Raw genomic sequence first — 2,153 nt, forward strand, 5'->3', positions numbered from 1 at the left:
CGTTTTTTCTCAGTATATGAGTAAGCCATCAGCGTTCCCCAGCTTGGTCACCTGCTTGTTTGGCCCCTCCCGACGGGAGCAGCCAGAAAATCGTGCAAACCCCATGGTTTGCGCCACCGCATCGGGTGGTTACAGCGCCTTTATCAGCACCGACCCAGTCGGCTGCCAATAACGGAAAAAGGCCGGTGGCAAGAGCCACCAGCCATCAGCCTGTCGCTTGACGCTCGGGCTGGAGGAGCAAAGTCGATACTTATTTCAGTTCGACTTTAGCGCCTGCTTCTTCCAGCTTCTTCTTGGCGTCTTCAGCAGCTTCTTTCGAAACGCCTTCAGCTACAACCTGAGGAGCGCCGTCTACTTTCTCTTTGGCTTCTTTCAGGCCCAGACCGGTCAGTTCACGAACTGCCTTGATCACGTTAACCTTCTTCTCGCCAGCTTCCAGCAGAACAACGTTGAACTCGGTTTGCTCTTCAACAGCAGCAGCAGCTACAGCTGGGCCAGCCGAAGCGGCGGCAGCGGTAACACCGAAGGTTTCTTCCATCGCTTTGATCAGCTCAACGATTTCCACTACGGATTTCTGGCCGATTGCTTCGATGATTTGTTCGTTAGTCAGAGACATGACTCAATTCCTGAATTGGGGGACGGCCTACGCGACCATCGAAATAAACAAAAAACGCGAGAAGTTGACGAGCCTTAGGCTGCGGCAGCTTCTTTCTGGTCGCGAATTGCCGCCAGAGTACGAGCCAACTTGCTGGTAGCGCCTTGAATCACGCTCATCAGCTGAGAAATTGCTTCGTCACGGGTCGGCAGAGTTGCCAGTACGTCGATCTGATTAGCTGCGAGGAACTTGCCCTCGAACGCAGCTGCCTTGATCTCGAACTTGTCCTGACCCTTGGCAAACTCTTTGAAGATACGGGCAGCAGCGCCCGGATGTTCGTTCGAGAATGCAATCAGGGTCGGGCCGGTGAACACGTCGTTGAGGACACTGTATTCAGTGTCAGCAACTGCGCGCTTGAGCAGGGTGTTACGTACAACACGTACGTAAACGCCAGCTTCACGAGCCTCTTTACGGAGTCCGGTCATTGCGCCTACTGTTACGCCACGGGCATCAACCACGACAGCGGACAGAGCGACTTTGGCAGCCTCGTTGACTTCAGCGACGATGGCCTTCTTGTCTTCGAGATTAATTGCCACGGGTTTAACTCCTGCTTGTTACCGTTTCACTCGGTCGGAACCGAATGTCGTTTTGGTGTCTGATTCGGTAAGGAACCGGGAGCACCATCTGCGTAGGCTTGTGGTTTAAGGCTTGCGCCGCCTACGGTCTTGGATAGCCCCCGCCAGGCAGGGACCCCAATCTTTCAATTGGCGCGAATAATCGCACCAACCTTTGTCTTACGCGTCCAGCGAGCTCTGGTCGATAACCAGACCTGGGCCCATAGTGGTGCTCAGGGTAACGCGCTTGACGTAGATACCTTTCGAGGAAGCTGGTTTGATACGCTTCAGGTCAGCGATCAGGGCTTCAACGTTTTCCTTCAGCTTGACGGCATCGAAACCGATCTTGCCAACGGAGGTGTGGATGATGCCGTTTTTGTCGGTGCGATAACGAACCTGACCAGCCTTGGCGTTTTTAACCGCGGTAGCTACGTCTGGAGTTACGGTGCCGACTTTCGGGTTAGGCATCAGGCCACGTGGACCGAGGATCTGACCCAGTTGACCTACAACGCGCATGGCATCCGGGGATGCGATCACTACGTCATAGTTCAGGTCGCCGCCTTTCATTTCGGCAGCCAGGTCGTCCATACCTACACGGTCAGCGCCGGCAGCCAGAGCGGCCTCAGCAGCTGGACCCTGGGTGAACACAGCAACGCGAACGGTCTTGCCAGTGCCGTGTGGCAGCACAGTAGCGCTACGAACAACCTGGTCGGATTTACGCGGGTCTACACCCAGGTTTACAGCAACGTCGAACGACTCGCTGAACTTGACAGTCGACAGCTCAGCCAGCAGAGCAGCAGCGTCTACAATGTTGTAGGCCTTGCCTGCTTCGATTTTGCCGGCGATAGCCTTTTGACGCTTGGTCAGCTTAGCCATTACACACCCTCCACGTTAAGGCCCATGCTACGAGCAGAACCGGCGATAGTACGCACGGCTGCATCCAT

General features: G+C 55.1%; 3 protein-coding genes and 1 pseudogene. All 4 read right to left on the minus strand.

Translation table 11 applies throughout. The features are described 5' to 3' along the window. Positions 1-250: 250 nt before the first annotated feature. Positions 251-616, minus strand: a complete 366-nt coding sequence (gene rplL, locus ACIP8I_RS27090; RefSeq protein ID WP_007962228.1) for a 50S ribosomal protein L7/L12 — start codon at positions 614-616, stop codon at positions 251-253. A 74-nt stretch (positions 617-690) separates the two neighbouring features. Next, the gene (gene rplJ / locus ACIP8I_RS27095) at positions 691-1,191 is read right to left on the minus strand and encodes a 50S ribosomal protein L10 (RefSeq protein WP_003228752.1); all 501 of its coding nucleotides are present in this window, start codon (positions 1,189-1,191) and stop codon (positions 691-693) included. A 198-nt stretch (positions 1,192-1,389) separates the two neighbouring features. Next, entirely contained in the window at positions 1,390-2,085 is a 696-nt protein-coding gene (gene rplA / locus ACIP8I_RS27100) for a 50S ribosomal protein L1 (RefSeq protein WP_003228754.1), read from the minus strand. Then, positions 2,085-2,153, minus strand: a pseudogene (rplK, locus tag ACIP8I_RS27105) (50S ribosomal protein L11); the annotation flags it as partial. The pseudogene rplK and the gene rplA, both read right to left, overlap by 1 nt.

The organism is Pseudomonas sp. NPDC088414 (assembly GCF_044753325.1).
Taxonomy (GTDB): Bacteria; Pseudomonadota; Gammaproteobacteria; order Pseudomonadales; family Pseudomonadaceae; genus Aquipseudomonas.

What these genes read in the sequence shown, in the direction of transcription:
- rplL (WP_007962228.1), bottom strand. Translation starts at nt 616, where the DNA reads ATGTCTCTGACTAACGAACAAATCATCGAAGCAATCGGCCAGAAATCC.
- rplA (WP_003228754.1), bottom strand. Translation starts at nt 2,085, where the DNA reads ATGGCTAAGCTGACCAAGCGTCAAAAGGCTATCGCCGGCAAAATCGAA.